Source organism: Amycolatopsis thermalba, from assembly GCF_023376025.1.
Classification (GTDB): Bacteria; Actinomycetota; Actinomycetes; order Mycobacteriales; family Pseudonocardiaceae; genus Amycolatopsis_E; species Amycolatopsis_E thermalba.
This window is the reverse complement of the sequence record NZ_CP091196.1, coordinates 2,231,307-2,249,921: the sequence shown is the minus strand read 5'-3', so window position 1 is coordinate 2,249,921 and position 18,615 is coordinate 2,231,307. Positions and strand designations below refer to the sequence as shown.

The window sequence follows — 18,615 nt, the reverse complement described above, 5'->3', positions numbered from 1 at the left end:
TGAACGAACACCACCATAACCAGCCCGAAAAACCCACTGACGCCCGACCGCCGGATCGTAGAATCGATGCACAATCGAGGCGGATTGGCACAGGGATGGAAGCGGGTTTTCACGTTGGAGGGATGGCCGAGGGCAGGCCCCCCGAAACACGATGGCGACCCCTCGGCGCACGGTGCGCCAGCCGCTACGGCACGTTCCCCCGGCTACGGCGGCCAGGTTTCGCGACGCCCTTCCACCCCGGCTCGCCCCAGCCCGACGGCAGCGACGCCACCCCACGAGCTCGCCCCGCCAACGGCGGCAGCCACGCCCCGCCACAACCTCGGCCCACCAACGGCGGCAGTCAAGCCGCAACTTCACCCCGTCAGCGGCCTCACACGGCCCATACCACCGTGGCGGCCGTTCTCGTCACCGAGCACTTCCGTCGCTACGCCCTGGACCACCCGTCGACTGAAGCCAAGCCACCCCAGCGGCGGCACCCGGCTCCCCCGCGATGCCAACCGGCACCCGGCGCACTACCGCTACGCACGGCCGCACCCCAGCCACGCCACAGTGCACCCTCAACCCTCGACACCGCGGAAACCAGCGTCCGGCTCACAGCCGTTGCGGCCACGGCCGCGCAACCGCGGTGAAGGTCAGCCGTTGCGTTCACAGCCGCAGCCGCCGGTGAAAGGTCAGCCGTCGCCGCGGTCGCGGCCGTTGCCCGACTCGCAGCCGTCGCGCCCACAGCCGCGCAGCCGCCGGTGAAAGGTCAGCCGTCGCCGCGGTGGCGGCCGTTTCCGGGCTCGCTGCCGTTGCGTCCGTGGCCGTTGACCGGTCGCGGCTCGGACGATGATTGGTTGCCGAGTCGCTTCACGAGGGCCGCCGCGCTCGCGGTGCCCGCCTGGTGCTCGGCGAGCGCGCGGGCGAGCAGGTCGGCTAGGCCGGCGTCCTCGGGCAGATCGTCGTCCGGCACGCCGGTCAGCTCGGTGCGGAACGGCTCGCCGAGATCGTCGTCCCGCAGCACGGGCGCGTTCGTGAACGGGGTCTCCGACGTGCTGCTGCTGGTGGCCGGTTCGCTGTCCGTGCCGGAGAAGTCGTCCCACGGCGCCAGCGACGGTGGCAGCCGCAGGCGAGGCAACCAGTTGTCGATGACCGGCACGCTCGGCGCCGGCTCGTTCTCGCCGCGAACCTCGGGCTCGGAAGCGCTGTCCGAACGCGCAGCCGGAGCGACCTCGGCGCGGCTGACCGGCTCCGCCTCCGCACTCAACCACGACTCGCTGGAGGCGTCACCGTCGTCCCGCGCGGCGAACTCCTCACGCCCGTCGGGCTCACGGCTCACGCCGCCGCGTCCAGCAGAATCGCGGCCAGTCTCCGCACGCCCGCCGAACTCACGGCCCGCGTCGCCGAGGCCAGCACGCCCACCGGACTCCCGGCCCGCGTCGCCGAGGCCGGCACGCCCACCGGATTCCCGGCCGGCATCGTCCAGGCCAGCACGCCCACCGGACTCCCGGCCGGCGTCGCCGAGGCCAGCAAAGTCCCGGCCGACATCCGCGCGCTCACCGAACTCACGGCCGTTGTCCCCGCGTCCATCGCGGCCGGCCTCCGCGGGCGCCATGGAGTCGCCGAGCGTGTCGTCCCCGGCGCGGCGGCGTCCGGCGGTCTCGGGGCGTCCCGGCTCACCCGTTCCGGCTGCGCGGCGGCGACCGCCACCCGCCCCGGTGCTGACGCCCAGCCTGTCCAGCACGCTCCGCGCCGCGACCGACCCGTGCTCCGAGTCGTGCCGCGTCTTCCGGGCCGCCCGCGTCTCGGCGCGCTCGGAGCGCGAAACCGCCACGTCCTCCGACGTCACGTCGTCCCGCGACGCAACCTCTTCGGACCGCCCGTCCGGCTTGTCCTCGGCCCGCCGACGCCCCGCCGATCCCTCACGCGATCGATCCGGCAGCGCCTTCACAACCGCGTCCCCCAGCCGGGACACATCCACGACCGGTTCGGACCGCCGGTACCGCACCACGTCCGAAGCCTCGGACCGCGATGCCGCCGCAGCATCCTCCCGCGGCTTCTCGGACTCACGCTGCTCGGACCGCGACGCCGTCACGACCTCGTCCGAGCGCGATGTCCGGCCGCGCTCCTCGGACCGCGAGCCTGGAATGGTGTCGTCCGATCGCGAAGCCCGCACCACGTCTTCGAAGCGCTCGGTCTTCGCGACCTCCGCCGGCCGCTCGTCGGCGGGTTCGGGCGCCAGCGACCAGCTCGGCCGGGCGCTCTGCGGCCGAGCCTGTTCCGCCGCCTCACGCGGTCGCGGCGTCTCCTGGCTCGTCGCCTCGATGCTCGCCGGCTCGGGAACCGACAACGGCGCGACCGCAACCGAAGCGGTCGCAACCTCGCTCGCCGGCACCGACCCCAGGACGTGGTCGAGATCGACATCGGCGTGCCCGCCGCCACCGAACTCACCGGCCAGCAGGCCCACCGCCTGACGCCGGGCACGCGCGTGGATGTGCTCGGCGGCCCGGGCCAGCTGCAGGCACTCGATCGCCTCGGCGTACCGGCCGAGGCGCTCCTCCACGTGCGCCAGCTCAGTCCACAGGCGCGCGGTCAGCGCGTGCAGCTCGTGCCGCTCGGTGGCGTGCACGGCGTCACGCAGCATCCGCGCGGCCGCCTCCACGCTGCCAGAGGGCAGCAGGACCCGGGTGGCGATCGCCATCCGGAGCCACCCGGCCGGCGCGACGGACGCCGCACGGGCCGGCTCGTCCAGTACCGGTCGCGCGAGGTCCAGCGCGTTGGTGCCGTCCCCGCGGTCGAGCAGCGAGCAGACGAGCTGGAGCACCAGCCGGATCCGCACCACACCACCGTCGTGCTGCGCGTCCTCCAGCTGTTCGAGGAAACCGAGCCCCGTCCGCGCCGCGTCGGCCGCGCCGATGACGTCCCCGTGACGCCGCCGGTGCGCCGACACCGCGACCCGCAGCAGCGACCGCGCCAGCAGCCGCCCGTCACCGTCGAGGTCGTCGTCCGCCCCGCACAGCCGGTCGGCCTCGGCGAGGGTCCGGTCGAGTTCCAGCTTGCGCCCGAACTGCGACAGGCACCCGACCAGCTGGCTCAGCGCCGCCGCCTTGCGCGCGCCACCGAAGCCGGACGCGTCCAGCACCGGCCGCAGCGCGGCGAGCCCGGTCAAGGGCGCGCCGACACTGCGCGCACACACGGCGAGGTCGGTGCGCAACTGGGCCGCGAGCGTCGTCTGCCCCGTGTCCTCCGCGGCACGCAGGGCAGCCACGGCACGGCCCACCGTCGGCGCCCGCAGACCGAGACGAACCCGCGCCGACACCGCGAGCCCCTCGCCACGGACCCACAGCTCCTCCGCTCCGGCCGCCTCGGCCAGGGCAGCGGCCCGCTCACCGAGCACGAGCGCCAGCTCGGGCGCGCGCAGCTCGAAGTCGGCCGCCTGGCCGAGCAACCGCTCGACCGCCGCGATCTCGGCGCTCCGGCCGCCGTCCTGCGGACGCGAACCGGTTCGGCTGTGCTGGGTGGCTACCAAGGGGACTCCGCTTCCGTGTCGGCTCGAGCGTGCTAGCACGGGGCTTCCCCGCTCAGTCGCGCGTCAGCTTGCGGTGTGTCACCCGGTGCGGCCGGGCCGCGTCCGGTCCGAGCCGCTCCACCTTGTTCTTCTCGTAGCCCTCGAAGTTGCCCTCGAACCAGAACCACTTGGCCGGGTTCTCGTCCGTGCCCTCCCACGCGAGGATGTGCGTCGCCACGCGGTCCAGGAACCACCGGTCGTGCGAGATGACCACGGCACAGCCGGGGAACTGCTCCAGCGCGTTCTCCAGCGAGCCCAGCGTCTCGACGTCCAGGTCGTTGGTCGGCTCGTCCAGCAGGATCAGGTTCCCGCCCTGCTTGAGGGTCAGGGCCAGGTTCAGCCGGTTGCGCTCACCACCGGAGAGCACACCCGACGGCTTCTGCTGGTCCGGCCCCTTGAACCCGAACGCGCTGACGTAGGCGCGCGACGGCATCTCGGTCTGCCCGACGTTGATGTAGTCGAGCCCGTCGGACACCACCTCCCACACCGTCTTCTTCGGGTCGATCCCGGCCCGATTCTGGTCCACATAGGACAGCTTGACCGTCTCGCCGATCTTGACCTCGCCGTCGTCCGGCTTCTCCAGCCCGACGATGGTCTTGAACAGGGTCGTCTTACCGACACCGTTCGGCCCGATCACGCCGACGATGCCGTTGCGCGGCAGCGTGAACGACAGGTCGTCGATCAGGACGCGGTCCTCGAAGCCCTTCTTCAGGTGCGAGACCTCGACGACCACGCTGCCCAGCCGCGGCCCCGGCGGGATCTGGATCTCCTCGAAGTCCAGCTTGCGGGTGCGCTCGGCCTCCGCGGCCATCTCCTCGTAGCGGTCGAGCCGGGCCCGCGACTTGGTCTGGCGCGCCTTGGCGTTGGACCGCACCCAGTCCAGCTCGTTCTTCAGGCGCTTCGCGAGCTTGGCGTCCTTCTTGCCCTGGACCTCGAGGCGTTCGCGCTTCTTCTCCAGGTACGTGGAGTAGTTGCCCTCGTAGCCGACGACGCGGCCGCGGTCGAGCTCCATGATCCACTGGGCGACGTTGTCCAGGAAGTACCGGTCGTGGGTGACGGCGAGGACGGCGCCCGGGTAGCCGGCCAGGAACTGCTCCAGCCACAGCACGCTCTCCGCGTCCAGGTGGTTGGTGGGCTCGTCGAGCAGCAGCAGGTCGGGCTTCGACAGCAGCAGCTTGCACAGCGCCACCCGGCGGCGCTCACCACCGGAGAGGTGGGTGACCGGCTCGTCCGGCGGCGGGCAGCGCAGCGCGTCCATCGCCTGCTCGAGCTGGGAGTCCAGCTCCCAGGCGTCGGCGTGGTCGAGCTCCTCCTGCAGCCGGCCCATCTCCTCCATCAGCTCGTCGCTGTAGTCGGTGGCCAGCAGCTCGGCGATCTCGTTGAAGCGGTCGAGCTTCACCTTGATCTCGCCGAGGCCCTCCTCGACGTTGCCGCGCACGGTCTTGTCCTCGTTGAGCGGCGGCTCCTGCTGCAGGATTCCGACGCTCGCGCCCGGCTGGAGGAAGGCCTCGCCGTTGCTCGGCTGATCGAGTCCCGCCATGATCTTCAGCACGGTGGACTTGCCGGCACCGTTCGGACCCACGACACCGATCTTGGCGCCCGGGTAGAACGCGGTGCTGACATCGTCGAGGATGACCTTGTCCCCGACGGTCTTGCGCACCTTTTTCATGGTGTAGATGAACTCGGCCATGCCCACGATCGTAGAGCCGTGTCACGCGCGACCGAACGCCGGTCACCATCCCGCGACGGACAGTCAACCCCCCGTCACCGTGGAGAACCTCCGGCGCGTCACGGGCCCTGCCCTCCCCGCGGCCCGGCCAGCACCGGCGCGCGGGCCCCGACGGGCCGGTTCTCCAGGGCTTCGTCGGTGAGGCAGGCAGGGTCCCACAACGGGATCTGGGACGGCACATCGGGTTCGGCCCCGGGACCCCGCCTCAGCGAGACGCCGCACTGGGCGAGGTTGGGCCCGAGCGCGAAAGCCTCGAGTTCAAGTTGAGCACGAGACCCGTCGACGTCCGGATCGCCGGTGTGCAGCCGCCCGTTGACCACCACGGGATCGCCCCGGCGCAACGCCTGCGCCGCCGAGGCCGCCAGTGCGCGATGGCACACCACCCGCACCGAGAACCGCCTGCCCGGCACCCACTCCTGTCTGCGCCTGTCGAACCGGCGCTCGTCACTGCGTGCCCAGAAGATCGCCAGCTCACGCCGGTCCTGCCCGACCCGCTTGACCGTGATGTCGCTGGTCATCGTGCCCACCAGGGTCACCATCGTCTCCCCGATCGCCATCGCCGTTCTCCTTCTCACTCGTCGTCACCGGCCTGACACCAGAGTGCCCCGGGAACGAGCGATGGGGAGAGCGAAAGCGAAATCGGCCGAAATCTGTGGATGGTTTCGCGCCGTGTGGACAACTCGCGGGGAAAACCGTTCGTGGCACCGAAAATGTCGGTGGCGTGTGCTAGGGGCGGGGCTTGCCCTGGTCCGCCATCTGCTTGAGCATCGCGTTGTAGGCCGCCAGCTCCTGGTCGCCGCTGGCCTCCTCCCGGCGGTCCTTCCGCTTCGCCTCCCGCGCGTCCGCCCGCGACCACTGCACGAGCAACGCGATCAGCACCAGCAGCACCGGCACCTCACCGGACGCCCACGCGATCCCGCCGCCCAGCCGCTGGTCCGCCAGCAGGTCGGACACCCACGGCAGGTGCAGCGCGTGGTAGAAGTTGTCGCCGATGATCGTCTGCTTCGACATCAGGATCACGCCGAAGAAGGCGTGGAAGGGCATGGCGGCGAACATCATCCCGAGCCGGCCGAGGTGCGGCAGCCGCCGCGGAGCCTGGTCGACGCCGATCACCGGCCAGTAGAAGACGTAACCGGCGAGGAGGAAGTGGGCGTTCATCAGAAGGTGTGCCCAGTGGTAGTTCAGCGCCGCGTCGAACAGGCCGGAGAAGTACAGCGCGTAGAACGAACCGACGAACAAGGCCAGCGCGACGATCGGATGGGTGAGCACCCGGGACACCGGTGAGTGCACTGCCGCCAGGAGCCACTCGCGCGGCCCCGGCGGGGCGTCCCGGCCCGCCACCGGCAACGCCCGCAGCGCGAGCGTCACCGGCCCGCCCAGGACGAACAGCACCGGAGCGATCATCGACAGGAGCATGTGGCTGCCCATGTGCACGCTGAACATCGCCGGCGAGTAGCGCCCGATGCCCGAGGACGTGGCGATCAGCAGCACGAAGCACCCCGCCAGCCACGCCACCGTCCGCCCCACCGGCCACTCGACCCCGTTGCGCCGCAGCCGCCGCAGGCCCGCCAGGTAGAGCGCGGCCAGCACGATCGCCGCCGTGCCGTAGATCAGGTCGAAGCGCCAGTCGAACAGCAGCCTCAGCAGGGTCGGCGCGCCGGGCAGGTCGTAGCCGATGAGCAGTTCCGTCGTCGACGGCTGCACGGCTTCCTGCGGCGGCGGGGTGCGGCCCAGCGCGGTGGCGATGCCGATCGTGACGAACATGATCAGCACCTCGACCGCGGCCAGCCGCAGCAACTGCCCGCCGCCCTGGCCGTCGACCACCGCCCGCACGCCGCGGCTGCGCTGCTGCTGGCCGAACACGCCGAGCACCAGCAACGCGACGATCTTCGCCAGGACGAGCAGGCCGTACTCGGTGGTGAGCAGGTCGGACAGGGGCAGCCGGACCAGCGCGTTGATCACGCCGGACAGGGCCATCACGATCCAGCAGACCAGCGCGAGCCGGGAGAAGCGGCGCGCCGCGAGCGACAGGTGCTCCCCGCGCCGCCAGCCGAGCGCGAGCAGCGCGACCAGGCCACCGACCCACAGCGAGGCGGCGATCAGGTGGTAGAGCAGGCTGTTCGTGGCGAGGTCGTGCGAGCCGCCGCTGGCCGAGTGGCCGGTCACGGCGACCGGGACGAGCCCGGCGACGGACAGCCCGAACAGCACCGCGGTCCAGCCCCAGGACAGCGCGAGGCGGCAGCCGAGCACCAGCACGAGCGCGATGGCCGCCGTCCACAGCCAGGCCTTGGGCTGCTCGATCGCGTCCACCAGGTCCAGCAGGACCTGCGGCGAGAACAGCTCGGTGACCGGCTTGCCCGCCGCGTCCGCCGCGGTGAACAGGACCGAGGCGAGTGCGGCGAAGAACCACACCCACGCGGCGATCCCGGCGGCGCGCAGGGCCGCGTACCCGTCACGCGCCAGGACGCCGGACTTCTGCGGCGGCACCAGGAACGTCGCGAGCAGCAGGGATCCCACGCACACGACCGACGCCGCGTCGGCGAGCACCCGGACCACGCCGACGCCGTACTGGGTGACGAGCCCGGGCTCGGGGAGGCCGGCGATCTGGTAGGTGGCCCCGCCCGACAGCGCGAGCAGCGCGACGGCCACCACCGCCGCCAGCAACCCGCACACCAGGAGCAGCGGGAGGACGCTCACCCGGCGCCGGGTCGCGGTCTCGGAAACTTCGGAGGGCACACGTCGAGGGTAGGCCCGCGTCAAACGCGGAGTTCGGCAGCGGTCCGTTCACGGTGACCTGCGCGACTCGCGCCGGCGGCGGCCGGGGCGATGAGCGCCGCGAGGACCGCTACCAGCACGAACGAAGCGGACAGGGAGGTCAGCTGGGCGATACCGCCGATCAGCGGCGGACCGGCCAGGAACCCGGTGTAGGCGACGGTGGTGACGAACGCGATCTCCCGCTCCCCGCCGCTGCCGTCCGCACGCTTGCCCGCCTCGCCGGCGAGGCTGAGCGCGACCGGGAACGCGGCGGCCAGACCCATCCCAGCCAGGACGAACCCGGCAAAGGCCAGCGCGGCGATCGGGACCAGCGCGGACATCAGCAGGCCGGCGGCGGCCACGACCGCACCGATCGCGAGGGTGCGGGTGGCCCCGAGGCGGCGCTGCACCCACGCGCTGCCCAGCCGCGTCACGGCCATGGCCAGCGAGAACGCGGTGAAGGCCAGCGCGGCCGCGCCCTGACCGGCGCCGTGCTCGGTGACCAGCAGCAGCGCGGACCAGTCCGAGCTGGCGCCTTCGGCCATCGCGGAACACAGCGGGACCACGGCCAGCAGCCACAGCACCGGCCGGCGGGTGGGTGCCGTGGTCGCCGCGCGGGCGGGCCGCTCGGATCGGGGCACCGCCCGTGGCAGGCCGTGGTGGACGGCCAGCATCACGAGCGCCGTCACGACGGCGGCGACCAGGAAGTGCCGCTCGGGCGACCAGCGCAGCGCCGCGGCGAGCCCGGCCGCGGCCGACGCGACCAGGCCGCCGAAGCTGAACCCGGCGTGGAAGACCGGCATGATCGCCTTGCCGGTGCGCCGTTCGACGCTGACGCCGCCGATGTTCATCGCCACGTCGAGCCCGCCGTTGGCGAAACCGAGGCCGAACAGGGCGACCGCGAGCCACGCCACCGAACCTACGAGCCCGGTCAGGGGCAGCACGACGCAGGACAGCAGCGTCGCGGCGAGCATGACGGCACGCGCGCCGAACCGCTCCGACAGCCGGCCGGACAGCGGAGCCGCGAGGAGGAGCCCCGCGGTGCCCCCGAGCAACGCCAGACCCAGCTCGCCCGGACTGGCGCCCACCTGCTCGGCGAGGGCGGGCACACGCGGCGCCCACGACCCGTACACCGCGCCGTTGAGCGCGAAGACCACGAAGACCGCTGCCCGGTCGCTGACCACAATCACCCGTCCCACAATGACTTAAGCGCTTCAGAACGTCAACCGGGTTCTGGTTCGGTCTAGACTGCGGCGATGACCGGTACCCGTCGGCGCCGCCCGACGCTCGACGACGTCGCCAGCGCGGTGGGCGTGTCTCGGGCGACGGTGTCCAACGCGTACAACCGCCCCGACCAGCTCTCGGCCGGCCTCCGCGACGAAGTGCTGCGCGTGGCGAAGCGGCTCGGGTACGCGGGTCCCAACCCGACCGCGCGCAGCCTCGCCACCCAGCGGTCGGGCGCGATCGCCTTCATGCTCGACACCGGGTTGTCGGCGGCGTTCTCCGATCCGGCGTTGTCGATCACGCTCGACGCGCTCGCGAGCCGGGTGGATCCGGAGGGGCACGCGCTGCTGCTCCTGCCGGGCGGGCACGACGGCGGGCCGCGGGCGGACCGGGTGCTCGCGGCGCAGGCGGACCTCGCGGTGGCGTACTCGCTGGCGGACAACGCGCCGGCGCTGCGGGCGGTCAAGCAGCGCGGGTTGCCGCTGGTGGTGATCGACCAGCCGATCGTTCCCGGATCGGCGCGGGTGTCGACGGACGACCGGGGTGGCGCGACGGCCGCGGCCCGGCACCTGCTGGAACTGGGACACCGGCGGTTCGCGATCCTGTCCGCCCAGTGCCTGTCCGAGCCGCGCGGGGGTCCGCTGAGCGCGGCCGAGGCGGCGCAGAGCCGGTTCCTGGACAACCGGGAGCGGCTCGCGGGATATCTGGAAACGTTGGCGGCGGCGGGGATCGCCCCGGACGCGGTGCCCATCTGGGAGGTGTCGGGGCTGTCGCGGGAGGCGGCGATGCCCGGCGCGGCGCGCCTGCTCGACCGCGAACCGACCGCGCTGTTGTGCATGTCGGACGAACTGGCACTGGCGGCGCTGGCGGTGGCGCGGCAACGCGGTCTGCGCGTGCCGCGGGATCTGTCGATCGTCGGGTTCGACGACACCCCGCCGGCGGCGTGGTCGGATCCGCCGTTGACGACGGTGCGGCAGGACCTCGTGCGCAAGGGACAGCTCGCCGGGGAGCTCGCGTTGCACCTGCTCGCCGGGCACCGCGCACCGAAGCCGACCACATTGGACGTCGAACTCGTGGTGCGCGGTTCCACGGGTCCCGCCGAATAGCAGAAGATTCGCCCGCTCGGCAAGAGCGAGTTCGCGATCCTGTGGACAACTGCGGTTCGGCGGTCTCGATCGAGTTAACGGAACCTACTTATCCACACGAGTAGAAATCCCTGCTGACAAGCTTTCCCGCACCGGCCATTGTGGATCCCGGAACCGCGCAGTGCGGAAAACCCACTCACAGGGGAGATGAGAAATGTTCGGGAAAGTTCGCGCGTACCTGCCGAGAGTGCTCGTCCTGGCCGCGCTGGGACTGCTGACCGCGGGAGGCATCGCCGAGGCGGAAACCGCGCCGCCCGTGGGGTACGGCTGCGAGCAGGGCGAGTTCTGCGCGTGGTCGGAGGAGTTCTACGGCGGGGCGGTGCAGTTCCTCGACCTGCGCACCGCCAACCCGGGTGAATGCATCCCGCTCAGCGGTGACGCACGTTCCTTCGTGAACCGGCTGGAGCGCGAAGTGACGGTGTACCAGGGCGAGGACTGCTCCACCGAAGGTGACTTCACCACGTACCCGGGCGGCGGAACGTTCGTACCGCACGCACCGTTCGTCGTGCGGGCCATCCAGATCTGGGATTACTAGGCCGCATCCCCACGGACGGGGCCGGCGCCCGCTCGCTCCTGGGGACGTGAGTCCGAGCGGACGCCGGTCCGGGACCCGCACCGCGCGGTTCCCACCCGCGGGCGCGGCGCAGGCACACGGCGCGCCCGCGGGTCACCCAGGTCACAGCTGAGATGTCGGAGCCGCTGTCGTCAGGTTTGACGGACCCCGCTGTGGCCCGCTGCCTGGGAGCGGAGGCTAGTTCCCGTCCGGTTCAGGCGTGATCGGGTCGTGGTCTCTCCTGGCCTGATCGCAGTGGGAACTCGACGGTCGACTGTGGTCCCGGTAGGGATTCCGCTCTTCCGGAGCCGCCAGGGTGGGAAAGACCTACCGTTCACCGCGGACCCCGCGCGCTGGGTCCACTGCCTTGCCGTGGAGGTGATTCCGTCTGGTTCAGGCAATGTAGTCGGCCCTGTCCTGATCACAGTGGGAACTCGACGGTCAGCTGTGGCCCGGTAGAGGTTCAGCTCCTCCCGGAACCGCCAGGGGTGGGAAAGACCTACCGCTCGCCACAGGCCCCGCACACTGGGGACCACTGCCGTGCCGTGGAGGTGAGATTCCGGTCTGGTTCAGGCAATGTAGTCGCGGTCAGCTGCGCTCCCGGTAGGGGTTCAGCTCCTCCGGAGGCACGGCCGCCGCTGGGCGGGTGAGGATGGCCTGGATCCGCGCCGGGTCGACCTTCGGTGTGCGGTCGGCGGTGAGCAGTCCGTTGCGTTCCTGCTCGGTGTCGGTCAGCTGGGTGTAGCAGAAGCCGGCGAGTGCCGGGGACGACAGGACGGCGGTGACGAGCTGGTCCAGCCGGGCGACCAGCTCCTCCTCGTCGGCCACGGTCGAGTAGCCGAACCACTTCTCGTCCTCGGCGGGAACGTAGGAGAGGCCGCCGAACTCGGTGAGCATGACGGCGCGGGCCTCGGCAAGGTCGTCGAGCAGGAGGCGGCGACCGCCGGGCCGTCCGTCGGCCAGGGTGCGGCGCAACGTGTCGGTGTCGCCGTAGCGAGTGGACAATGCCTCGCCCATCGGGGCGTAGTCGTGCACGCCGACGATGTCGGCTTCCGGGATCTCCCAGCCGTCGTTGCCGATGACGGGACGGCTGGGATCGACACTCTTGGTGAGGTGGTAGAGAGATCGCACGAAGTGGGCTTGAGCGGGTGCCGAGGCGATGTCGGGAACGCCCCAGCTCTCGTTGACCGGCACCCAGGTCACGATGCACGGGTGGCTGCGGTCCCGGCGCAGGATCTCCAGCCACTCCCGGGTCAGCCGTTCGACGGCTTCGGGCGCGAACTCGTAGGCGTTCGCGGTCTCGCCCCAGACGAGCAGGCCGAGCCGGTCGCACCAGAAGAGGAACCGCGGATCCTCGGCCTTCTGGTGCACCCGGACACCGGTGAACCCGAGTTCCTTGATGAGCTCGACTTCCCGGCGCAGCGCGACCGCGTCCGGCGCGGCGAGGTGTGACTGCGGCCAGTAGCCCTGTTCCAGAACCATTCGCGGGTAGTACGGGAGGTGATTGAGGAGGAAGCGACCGTCGGTCACCCCGACCTCACGCAGACCCAGGTAGCTCGATGCGGCGTCGGACGGCGCTTCGGCGGCGTGCAGCTCCACCGCGGCGTCGACCAGTACCGGGTTCTCCGGAGACCACAGCAGGCGGGACCGGTCCTGACCGTGCCGCAGCGCGGGCACGGCGACGTCGAACCGGAACCGCCGCCGGTCGACGCGCACGGACTGCTCGGCCAGGATCTCGTCCCCGTGCCGCAGCACCACGCGGACCGTGACGGCCTCGCCCGGCGCCGCGGACAGCTCGCCCTCGCAGGAGACCGACGCACGGGTGAGATCCGGCGTCCAGTGCAGTTCGCGGAGGTGCAGGGCCGGCACGACCTCCGCCCACACCGGCTGCCAGATCCCCGTGGTGCGGTGGTACCAGATGTCGTGCGGCTCGGGGTGCCAGTCCTGCTTGCCCCGGGGCTGAGTGCCTTCGTCCGGCCGGTCTTCGGCCCGGAGAACGACGACTTGCGGACCAGTGGCCCGCAGAGCGGAGGTGATGTCGAAGGAGAACGGTGTCTGTCCGCCTTCGTGGCTGCCCAGGTGGATTCCGTTGACCCACACCGAAGCCGCGTAGTCCACGGCGGCGAAGTGCAGGATCAGCCGGTGGCCGTCGGGGATCGCCGGGGCGTCGAACTCGCGCCGGTACCAGACGACGGTGTGCGGTTCGGTCGCGTGCAGGCCGGAGAGTTCCGACTCCGGCGGGTACGGAACGGTGATCGTCCGGTCGAAGGGATCGGCCGAGGCGAACCATCGGCCGGCGAGGCCGCGATCGTCGTCGTCGAAGGCGAAGCCCCAGGAGCCGTTCAGGTCGAACCACTCGGGCCGGACGAGTTGCGGTCGTGGGCACAGACGGTCCGGGTCGGCGGCGATCATGACGAAAACCCTACGACAGGAAGGAGGATTGAGCATCGCACCACGAACTGCCCGCTTCGACGCCGTGACAACCGCGTTGGCCGTTCGCCGCGCAGAAAGGACGCCCGGCCGCGCCGTGATCCCCCGGTAGGCCTGTGGCCGCCACCTCCCGTGCCATCCCTTCCCAGGGACGACGCGGGGCTCTCAGGCAGGGGCACGCTCTCCGTCGGTCTCCGCGTCTGGGCGGGCTTCGGCTGGACGGCCGTATGCGCGGCCGTCGTTGCTGCGCTGGAGGAGGCCTTCGTCAACGAGGTAACGGCGAAGCGCGGCGTGGTCGTCGTGGATCGCGGCGAGCTTTTCGCGCACCTCCGGCTCCGTGTAGACACGTCCGGGCTCGAACCGCTCGGCGAGTTTCGAGAGCAGAGCCTGGCGAAGCTTGCCCGGACGAGGGATCGCGGTGAGCCGGCCGTGGTTGAACAGTGCTTCGAGCGGATCGGACGGGGGTCGGGCGAGCGAGTCGCGGAAGGCTTCCGGTACGGCTCGGTAGCGGTTCTCGCTGACCGTGACGATCCCGGCCGAGATGAGGCGCTTCGCGAGCTTGCCGGTGTGCCGGTCGTCGGCGACCGGGAGCCCGTCAGGTGCGGTGCAGATCCGGGCGAAGAGCATCAGACGTTCGGGGTCCGCCAGCGCGGAGACCAGCGCTTCCGGTGAGGCCATGGCCTCGACCGTACCTGCGGCCAAGCGACCGGCGAACCGGTTTTCAAGATCCGGATCCGGTTGGGGGGAGTGCGTGATCCGCCGACGGACCGGGGGCCGGTCCTGCCCGCGCCGCCGGGCGGCGAAGACACACCGCCGGCTGCCGGTCGCAGCAGGCAGCGAGGGCGCCCGCCACCGTCTCCGCAGGCAGCGAGGGCGCCCGCCACCGTCTCCGCAGGCAGCGAGGGCGCCCGCCGCAGTCCCCGCAGGCAGCGAACGCCCCACCGGCCTCGGAAGAGCGCGGGGCTGGCACGGCCACGTGCTCGCGCACCTCCCGCGGCTCATCGCCATCCGGCAGCGGCACGACAGAGCGACTGTGGCCATGGCGGCCCCTCGCCGGGGTTCCGCATCTCCAGGTCGAGCGGCGTCCCGGGCTCAGTGCGGTCGATCAGCGTCCAGAGTGCAAAGCGGCCGAGCGACCCCCGCGTGTCAAACCAGTGCCCGCGAACAGTGACGCCGGGCAACCGCCGTCAGGCGGCGACGTCCGCCACGATGCAGCTGATGTTGTCCGGTCCGCCTCCGGCGTTGGCCAGCTCGACCAGCTTCTGCACGGCCTCCTCCGGGTCCGGCACCGTCGTCAGCACCTCCGTCAGCTGCTCCGGCGTCGCGACGTCCGAGAGGCCGTCGGAACAAATGAGGTATCGGTCGCCGGCTCGGGTGTCGAGGACGAAGAGGTCCGGCTCGGGCTCGCCGGCGCCCTGCAGCGCCCTGGTGAGCACCGAACGCTGCGGGTGGCTCACCGCCAGCTCCGGCGAGATCCGCCCCTGGTCCACCAGCTCCTGCACCACCGTGTGGTCCCGCGTCACCTGCACCAGCTCACCCTCGCGCAGCCGGTACGCCCGCGAGTCGCCCACGTGAGCCACCGCGAACGACGCCCCGTCCCACGCCAGGACCGTCAGCGTGGTCCCCATGCCCTGCAGCCGGCTGTCCTCCTCGACCAGCGCCCGCAGACGGCGCCCCGCGTCGGAAACGGCTTCCGCCAGCGCCTCCACGCCGGCCTTCGCGGACTCGGCCTCGAGGCGCTCGTCCAGGGCGGCGATCGCGGCGACCGCGCCCGAACTGGCGACCTCACCGGCGACGTGCCCACCCATCCCGTCGGCGACGGCGAGCAGACGCGGACTCGTGTAGACCGAGTCCTCGTTCGCTTCGCGTCGCTGTCCGACGTCGGAAGCCACGGCGTAGGAAATCGTCAGCGGCCCAGGTTCCATACGTGAAGTAAAGCAGCGGGCCGCGAACCACGGCACAGCCTCACCCCGTCCAAGGCGCCATGCGCCACAATCACCGGGTGTGGTTCGCCGTCCTGGGTCCGGTCGAGGCGCGCTCCGCGGCCGGCGACCCCGTGCCCGTCGGCGGGCCACGACCGCGATCCCTCCTCGCCCTCCTGCTGCTCGACGCCGGTCGCGTCGTCGGCACCGACCGGCTCATCGACGGCCTCTACGGCGACGCCCCACCCGGCGACGCGGCCAACGCACTGCAGGCCCAGGTGTCCCGCCTGCGCCGCAAGCTCGGTGCCGGGGCACGCATCGAGTCCCAGTCCGCCGGCTACCGGCTCACGGTCGAACCCGATCGCGTCGACCTGCACCGCTTCACCCGGCTCGCCCGCGACGGCCGTCAAGCCCTGACCGGCGGCGAACCCGCCCGCGCGGCGAAGCTGCTCCGCGAAGCGCTGGACCTCTGGCGCGGCCCGGCGCTGGCCGACATCCGCGACGCCCCCTTCGCCGAAGCGCAGGCCGCACGCCTCGACGAGCTGCGCACCACCGCGCTCGAGGACCGCGCGGAAGCCGACCTCGCGCTCGGCGAATCCCGCGCGGTGATCGACGAACTCACCGAGCTGTGCGCCGCCCACCCCCTCCGCGAACGGCCCCGCGTCCTGCTCATGCGCGCGCTCGCCGCCAACGGCCGTCACGCCGAGGCGCTCACCGTCTTCGAGGACGCCCGCCGCACGCTCGCCGACGAACTGGGGGCGGACCCGTCCCCGGAACTCGCCGCCGCTCACCTCGCCGTGCTGCGCGCCGAACCGGTGCCCGAACCGCCGAAGCTCCCCGCCCAGCTCACCAGCTTCATCGGCCGCGAACCGGAACTGGCCCGCATCGCCGGCCTGCTCGCGACCGGACGCCTGGTCACCCTGACCGGCCCCGGCGGCGCGGGGAAGACCCGTCTGTCCATCGAGGCCGGTGGCCGGGCCGACGGCGAAGTGTGCTTCGTGGACCTGTCACCCGTGACCAGCGGCACCAGCGTCGCCCAAGCCGTCCTCACCGCGCTCGGCCTGCGGGAGACCGGTCTGTTCCCCGCCGCCGGGGCCGCGCCGGACCCGGTCGCGCGCATCGAGGTGGCGCTGACCGACCGCCGCATGCTGCTGATCCTCGACAACTGCGAGCACGTCATCACCGACGCCGCGAAGCTCGTCCACCGGCTCCTCTCGTCGGCTCCCGGACTGCGCGTGCTCGCCACCAGCCGCGAACCCCTGGGAATCACCGGCGAGGCCCTGTGCGCCGTGCCGCCGCTCGCTTCGCCTCCGCCGGCGACCAGCGCGGCCGAGGCGACCGGCTACGAGTCGGTGCGGCTGTTCACCGAACGGGCCGCCGCGGTGCGCCCCGGTTTCCGGCTCGACGACGACTCGGCCGCGCGGGTGCTGCGGATCTGCGCCGCGCTCGACGGATTGCCCCTGGCCATCGAACTGGCCGCGGCGCGCCTGCGGACCCTGCCCCTGGATCAGCTCGAGGCCCGTCTCGGCGACAGGTTCCGCCTGCTGTCCAGGGGCAGCCGCACCGCCGCGCCGCGGCACCAGACGTTGCGCGCGGTCGTGGGCTGGAGCTGGGACCTCCTCGAACCGGAGGAGCAGGACCTGGTGCGGCGCTTCGCGATCTTCGCCGGCGGCGCCACGGCGGAGGCGGTCGCGGGCGTCTGTGGACTGTACGAACCGGACACCGAGGACCTCCTGGAAAGCCTCGTCGACAAATCGCTCCTCGAGATGTCCGGCGACCGGTACCGGATGCTGGAGACGATCCGGGCGTTCAGCGGTGAAAGGCTGGATGAATCGGGCGAACGGGATGCGGTGGCACGCGCGCACGCCGAGCACTTCCTCGCTCTCGCCCAGACCGCCGACCCGCACCTGCGCCGCACCGAGCAGGTCGAGTGGCTCGCCCGTCTGACGGCCGAGCGAGCGAACCTGCACGGCGCGCTGCGCTGGGCGGTCGAGGAGGACACCGGGTTGGCGCTGCGGCTCGTCGGCGCGTTGTCGTCGTACTGGCGGCTGCTGGGCGTGCGCACGGAGATCGCGCCGCTGGCCGCGCGGCTGCTGGACAACCTCGGCGCGGAACCGCCGGACGGCCTGGCGGAGGAGTACGCACTGTGCGTGCTCAACGCCGCACCCGCGGAACCGCCGGGGCTGGACGAGCACCTGCGGCGCGTCGAATCGATCATGCGGTCGCTGGCGTGGCCGCTGCGTCAGCCGTACCTGCTCGTCTACTGGGCGCTGTTCGCCGGGCCGCCGGATCCGGCGAGCCGGCCGAACGAGCTGGAACAGGCCATGTTCGACGACGAGGATCCGTGGTTCCAGGCGCTGCACCACTTCTCGGCGAGCTACATCCGGCTGTTGAACGGCGACACCCCGGGCGCGGAGGAGACGTTCGGCAAGTCGCTCGAGCTGTTCCGCGAAATCGGCGACCGCTGGGGTACCGCGCAGGTGCTCGACGGGCTGGCCGAGCTCGCGGACCTGCGCGGTGACCGGGAGCGGTCGCTGGCGCTGACCGACGAGGCGATGGCCCTGCTCGGGCAGCTCAACGCGACGGAGGAGCTGGCCGAGCTGGGGGCGCGGCGGTCGGACCGGCTGCTGCGCGACGGTGACCTGACCGACGCCGAAGCCGGCTACCACCGCGCGGCCGACCTGGCACGGCGCGCGGGGGCGTCCACCGTGCTCGCCCTCACCGAGCGCGGGTTCGGCGAACTGGCCCGGCACCGCGGGGACTTCGCGCGTGCGCGGGAGCACTACGAGCGGGCGCTGGCCACGCTGGGCGCGGATTGGCAGAGCGACGCGGCGAGCGCGCAGACCCTGACCGCGCTGGGCCGGCTCGCCGAGGCGACGGGCGACCTGGCCGAGGCGCGGGCGCGGCACCGGCAGGCGCTGGACATCACGCTGACGCAGCACTTCCGCTCCAGCATCGCGGACGCGCTGGAGGGGCAGGCGGGGATGACCCTGCTCGACGGCGACGCCGAGGGGGCGGCCGAGCAGCTGGGGATGGCGGTAGCGCTGCGGGGCGCAGCGCGACCGGGCGACCAGGACGTGGCGGGCGTGGCGGCGGGGTGCCAGAAGCTGCTGGGCCCCGACGCCTTCGCCACGGCCTACGACCGCGGCGCGGCACTGCGCTACGAGGAGATCATCACCAGGCTCGCCCGGACCGACCACGGACACGAGAGCCCGGTGGGGTGACCCCGGGCGGGCGGCGGGGTGCAGAACCTCCTGCGGCGGGGGCACCTACGCCACCGCCTACGAACACGGCACGGCCCTACAAGGAGA

General features: G+C 72.2%; 11 protein-coding genes. 3 read left to right on the top strand and 8 right to left on the bottom strand.

Going from position 1 to position 18,615, the window contains the following annotated elements:
* Nucleotides 1–748: 748 nt before the first annotated feature.
* From L1857_RS11075 to L1857_RS11055, 5 genes are all read right to left on the bottom strand, one after another.
* Nucleotides 749–3,508, bottom strand: a complete 2,760-nt coding sequence (locus tag L1857_RS11075; protein ID WP_249464964.1) for a hypothetical protein — start codon at nucleotides 3,506–3,508, stop codon at nucleotides 749–751.
* 52 nt (nucleotides 3,509–3,560) lie between these two features.
* Nucleotides 3,561–5,237, bottom strand: a complete 1,677-nt coding sequence (ettA, locus tag L1857_RS11070; RefSeq protein ID WP_116111293.1) for an energy-dependent translational throttle protein EttA — start codon at nucleotides 5,235–5,237, stop codon at nucleotides 3,561–3,563.
* Between the two features lie 98 nt (nucleotides 5,238–5,335).
* Nucleotides 5,336–5,833 (bottom strand): single-stranded DNA-binding protein, encoded by a 498-nt coding sequence (locus tag L1857_RS11065; protein WP_116111292.1) that lies wholly within the window; start codon nucleotides 5,831–5,833, stop codon nucleotides 5,336–5,338.
* Between the two features lie 169 nt (nucleotides 5,834–6,002).
* A complete protein-coding gene (locus tag L1857_RS11060; protein WP_249464961.1) occupies nucleotides 6,003–8,012 on the bottom strand; it encodes a bifunctional copper resistance protein CopD/cytochrome c oxidase assembly protein in 2,010 nt (669 codons plus the stop codon).
* A 20-nt stretch (nucleotides 8,013–8,032) separates the two neighbouring features.
* Nucleotides 8,033–9,220: an MFS transporter gene (locus L1857_RS11055; protein WP_116111290.1), complete on the bottom strand. Its 1,188-nt coding sequence runs from the start codon at nucleotides 9,218–9,220 to the stop codon at nucleotides 8,033–8,035.
* Nucleotides 9,221–9,286: 66 nt separating this feature from the next.
* On the opposite strand from L1857_RS11055, the gene L1857_RS11050 reads away from it, so the two are divergent.
* A complete protein-coding gene (locus L1857_RS11050) occupies nucleotides 9,287–10,360 on the top strand; it encodes a LacI family DNA-binding transcriptional regulator (protein WP_249464958.1) in 1,074 nt (357 codons plus the stop codon).
* A 193-nt stretch (nucleotides 10,361–10,553) separates the two neighbouring features.
* A complete protein-coding gene (locus tag L1857_RS11045; RefSeq protein WP_094007909.1) occupies nucleotides 10,554–10,934 on the top strand; it encodes a peptidase inhibitor family I36 protein in 381 nt (126 codons plus the stop codon).
* 606 nt (nucleotides 10,935–11,540) lie between these two features.
* Here the strand turns inward: L1857_RS11045 and L1857_RS11040 are convergent.
* The 3 genes from L1857_RS11040 to L1857_RS11030 form a co-directional block, all read right to left on the bottom strand.
* Nucleotides 11,541–13,364 carry a glycoside hydrolase family 2 protein gene (locus tag L1857_RS11040; protein ID WP_116111288.1) on the bottom strand — a complete coding sequence of 608 codons (1,824 nt, stop codon included), beginning with the start codon at nucleotides 13,362–13,364 and terminating at the stop codon, nucleotides 11,541–11,543.
* Nucleotides 13,365–13,547: 183 nt separating this feature from the next.
* A complete protein-coding gene (locus L1857_RS11035; RefSeq protein WP_094007907.1) occupies nucleotides 13,548–14,060 on the bottom strand; it encodes a DUF2087 domain-containing protein in 513 nt (170 codons plus the stop codon).
* 509 nt (nucleotides 14,061–14,569) lie between these two features.
* A complete protein-coding gene (locus tag L1857_RS11030; RefSeq protein WP_094007906.1) occupies nucleotides 14,570–15,307 on the bottom strand; it encodes a PP2C family protein-serine/threonine phosphatase in 738 nt (245 codons plus the stop codon).
* Between the two features lie 77 nt (nucleotides 15,308–15,384).
* On the opposite strand from L1857_RS11030, the gene L1857_RS11025 reads away from it, so the two are divergent.
* Entirely contained in the window at nucleotides 15,385–18,528 is a 3,144-nt protein-coding gene (locus tag L1857_RS11025) for an AfsR/SARP family transcriptional regulator (RefSeq protein WP_240323249.1), read from the top strand.
* Nucleotides 18,529–18,615 lie beyond the last annotated feature (87 nt).